Below are 4078 nucleotides of genomic sequence, written 5' to 3'. Positions count from 1 at the left end.
ATCGTAGAAACACAATAAAAATAATTATAATATTAATTTACATATTAATGCAATTAACAGCACTACTTTTTGCTTTATACACTGATAAAAAATATCAACCAACAATGTCTTATTGGTTGATATCAACTTGAAGAAAATAACGACGTACTTTTGGACTTGATAGTCCGTAGATTTTATAAATCTGCATCAATCAAGATAACTACTGCTGAGCATGAATATCAGCGTCTTGACCTTCACCGCCTTGCTGACCATCGGCACCCATGGAAAATAAATCGTAAGGGCGACCATCACTGCCTGGAGCGACGTATTGCATCTCATTTTCCCAACCATCCGTTGGATATCCACCTTTGATATAGCCACCTTCAGGATAATTCTTGGCCTCGGCAGGCGGTGTAATAAGTGCATCTAGACCTTGCGCGGTCGTGGGATAACGTGAGTTATCTACTTTATACATGTCGAGCGCATTTGATACCGTAGAAAGTGCGGTCTCAGTAGTTTTGACGCGCGCTCTATCGCTTTGCCCTACCACTTTTGGCACTACCAAACCGGCCAAAATCGCTAAAATCACAATGACAACCATAATCTCAATCAAAGTAAACCCTGACTGATTAAAGGTTATTGAGGCTCTCGTCTGAGTTTTATTTTTTTTCACTTCAGCTTGAGTGCTACGATTGGTTTTAGTTACGTTGGCTGTTTTCATAGAGTTGGTATTAGTCATAGTCATTGCTTTATCATCGTAATGTACAGGTTAGAATGGCATAGAGGTATTGGATTCATTGTCACTATAGTACATTTAGCTGCTCAGACAAACAAATTATCACCGACAATTATGGATAACTATTTAGGTATAGATAATTACCTAAGTGTAGATAACCACGTATGTAAAGACAGTGACGTAGGCGTAGACAATTAAGCAGGACAACTCCCAGATACTATAGCCCACCTATTCATTTAACCATAGAAGTAGTGCTATACCGTTATCAATGTACAACACTAGGAAAAACTTGCGCAACCTTGGACAAAGTTTTGTTAGACTGGCATGTATTAGCTCTCAGTAAAGAATCTTGCAGTAAAAAACCTAGCAAAGCAAACAGCCTACGGGCACACTATCCTGCCAAGTCATTCATATTGACAATCGGCAACATCACTGCCATCACAATAATCATCACTACCACACCCATCAGTACCAACATCAACGGCTCTAGGAGTGATAATAACGTGCTAATGAAATTCGTGGCTTCCGCTTCTTGCATGTTGGCGGCACGACTGAGCATGTTTTCAAGCTCACCTGAGTTCTCACCGCTTTTGATCATTTGTACCATCATCGGCGGGAAGTAGGAAGATTTTTCTAATTGACTGGATAAACTTGAGCCTTCAGTGACTCTGTCCGCTGCAGAGATAACGGTTTGTTTGATGTGTAAGTTGGTCGTTACCGCAGCCCCGATATGCAGCGCCTCGATGAGAGGGACACCAGAGCGTACCAATATTGCCAAAGTACTGGCAAAACGGGCGGCATTCAACCCTTTTGATAGGCGTGCCAATATCGGCAATTTTAATACGATACTATCGATGGTCAGCTTACCAGCTTGCGTTTGGGCAAAACGATAAAATAAAAATACAGCGCCTACCAATAGCACGAGCATCAGCCACCACCATTGGGTGATGAAATTCGACAACGTGAGCACGACTTGCGTGATTAATGGCAATGCCTGTTCTGACTGCTCAAAGACCTTGACAATTTTGGGTACAACAAAGCTCATCAACCCCATAATCACCGCAACTGCCATGACCATCAGTACAATCGGATAAACCATCGCTCCTTGGATTTTCTTTTGTAAAGCAAAGCGATTTTCGGTGTAATCCGCCAACTGATTGAGGATTAAATCCAAATGACCGGACTTTTCCCCTGCGGCGATAGTAGCCGTATAAAGTGGTGGGAAACTGGCCGCTTGATCTAAAGCGCGCGCTAAGCTCAAACCCTCTAACACATGTGAGCGTACAGCGAGCATTAAAGACTTGATATGAGTCTTTGGAGATTGCTTCGCCACAGCGGCCAGTGTTTCTTCCAGAGGAATACCAGCTGCAAGCAATACCGACAGTTGACGAGTCAGCAGCGCCAACTCATAGGCAGAGGGTTTTTTAAAACGGCTTTTATTTTGACTTTTCTTGTCATTGACAGCGCTGACGTCCACTGGCATCCACTGCTTATCACGCAGTTGCTGACGCACTTGTCGCGCCGAATCGCCTTCGAGCAAGCCTTTTTGTACACTACCGCTCTCGTCGATTGCTTTAAAATGATATGCCGGCATAGCAGCAGTTATCCTAAGCTAGTCAAAGGTGAAAAGTCATCAGTCAGCGCTTAAAAAAGCGGTGTCGAATCATTACTATCAGGCATCAAGCCCTGTAGAAGCAATACATCTAAATGCTGTTGTTGTAGCTTTTTATCAAAATCATTGACCTCTGCAATCAACATTTTTTCGATACGCTTATCACTGGCAAACACACTCAGCCGTGCACAGAGAACCGCCAATTGATAAATACGTTTTTTACAATAACCATCCAGTCCTTGTAGCAGCCGCACCATATACGGTGTCTCAAGACTGGCATAGTCATAATCAGAAACAACCTGCTGACCCAGCGCCGTGACGCCGTAACTAATAGATAAGTGCGCACAAAAATAACAACAGAATAAATACCCCACGACATGTCCAATGTAATAGCCTCTATCGTAGGTAAAACTACTCACCCCAAAATGACTCAATACATAGTTATTGAGACTGCCTTGATCACGAATAGTTTTGTCGTATTTTAATTTTCCAACGGTAGCAAAACACAATGGGTTGCGCCCATCCTGAGTGGTCAATTGCCAACCCGCGGGCTGCTGGGCAGGCATATGCTGGACGATATCTGCGATAATATCATCAATCACATGTAGCTGCTTCCAGAGGCGCTCAAGCCCATCCGTATCTATCAGACCACGTTTATCCAATTGCTGTGACAGTAGATACTGCTGATACTCTGTGAACTGCGACTTCAGTGTTTGTACTAAGTAAGTCGGTCTCGTACCAGCAGCAGCGGTATATAACAGCCGAGTACGTTCATGCTGATTTTGGTAAAGTGCCACGCGCTGTTCAGCAACACTTGGCTCATTAGCTGGCTTATCAGTCTCAGTCTTTTTTTCCGATTGTTCAGCTGTAATCGCATCCTCGTCAGCTAGCATAAATAAAGCTAACAGCTCAGTTTTATCTGGCGCCCTTAAGACGCTACCCAGTTGATTAACGGCTCGTGCATTCGGCTTTGCGGTCGGTTCAGTCATAACATACCATCAGCGGAAAAAATAAATACTATCTAACTCTCACTATTCAACGGCTTCATATAGCCATACAAAGCAATAAATAATATCTCAGCCTAGATAATTTGATATCCCATAGTACCCGAACACAAGCATATTGTCAGCCGTATATCAGCGAAATAGTATCGCTGTGACACAGGTTAATGCTAGACATTGATCAATAATAGACACTGGCTCAAAGTCGGTCTTTGGGTTTATTGCTTTTGGAAAAAAGCACAAAAACTGATAAGGCACTGCTAGGTTGAATGAGGGAAGGCTCGTACTTACCGCTCAGATGTATCAAGGAAAAGGACATACTTGTCACTGTTAAATAATCAAGCAGACACAGAAAAACGCCAGCGATGGCTGGTATTGTTAAATAATCATTTGCAGCAATAAGAAAAGATAATAAAGTATAAAAATGCGGGTATAAAAGGCAGATATCTAGACCAGAGCGAGCGCTACTGACAGACAAATTTGAAATGGGAGATAAAAATTGGGGCGACTGATGGGACTCGAACCCACGACAACCGAGATCACAACCCGGGGCTCTACCAACTGAGCTACAACCGCCATAACATGGCCAGAAAAGGCATGGTGTGCAGGCTAAATGGCGCGCCTGGCAGGATTCGAACCTGCGACCACCTACTTAGAAGGCAGGTGCTCTATCCAACTGAGCTACAGGCGCTCTTAGGGGCTTTTTATATATCCAATCAAGTTTAAAATATAATTATATTATAAACTAAA

At 43.1% G+C, this 4078-nt stretch carries 3 protein-coding genes and 2 tRNA genes; all 5 read right to left on the bottom strand.

Annotation, left to right across the window (positions count from 1 at the left end; all coding sequences use genetic code 11):
* Positions 1-199: 199 nt before the first annotated feature.
* The gene (gene gspG / locus L0J61_RS09760; RefSeq protein WP_301466253.1) at positions 200-718 is read right to left on the bottom strand and encodes a type II secretion system major pseudopilin GspG; all 519 of its coding nucleotides are present in this window, start codon (positions 716-718) and stop codon (positions 200-202) included.
* Positions 719-1106: 388 nt separating this feature from the next.
* Positions 1107-2309 (bottom strand): type II secretion system inner membrane protein GspF, encoded by a 1203-nt coding sequence (gene gspF / locus L0J61_RS09755; protein ID WP_301466252.1) that lies wholly within the window; start codon positions 2307-2309, stop codon positions 1107-1109.
* Positions 2310-2359: 50 nt separating this feature from the next.
* Positions 2360-3316 carry a hypothetical protein gene (locus tag L0J61_RS09750; protein WP_301466251.1) on the bottom strand — a complete coding sequence of 319 codons (957 nt, stop codon included), beginning with the start codon at positions 3314-3316 and terminating at the stop codon, positions 2360-2362.
* A 512-nt stretch (positions 3317-3828) separates the two neighbouring features.
* A tRNA-His gene (locus tag L0J61_RS09745) sits at positions 3829-3904 on the bottom strand.
* Positions 3905-3942: 38 nt separating this feature from the next.
* Positions 3943-4019, bottom strand: a tRNA-Arg gene (locus L0J61_RS09740).
* Positions 4020-4078 lie beyond the last annotated feature (59 nt).

The sequence above is a fragment of the Psychrobacter sp. genome, from assembly GCF_030457785.1.
In the GTDB taxonomy this organism is placed as follows: domain Bacteria; phylum Pseudomonadota; class Gammaproteobacteria; order Pseudomonadales; family Moraxellaceae; genus Psychrobacter.
Note: the sequence above shows the minus strand (reverse complement) of the source record. Positions and strands in the feature narration are given on the sequence as shown.

Coding starts and splice junctions, on each gene's coding strand:
- gspG (WP_301466253.1), bottom strand. CDS start 718: ATGACTAATACCAACTCTATGAAAACAGCCAACGTAACTAAAACCAAT.
- gspF (WP_301466252.1), bottom strand. CDS start 2,309: ATGCCGGCATATCATTTTAAAGCAATCGACGAGAGCGGTAGTGTACAA.
- L0J61_RS09750 (WP_301466251.1), bottom strand. CDS start 3,316: ATGACTGAACCGACCGCAAAGCCGAATGCACGAGCCGTTAATCAACTG.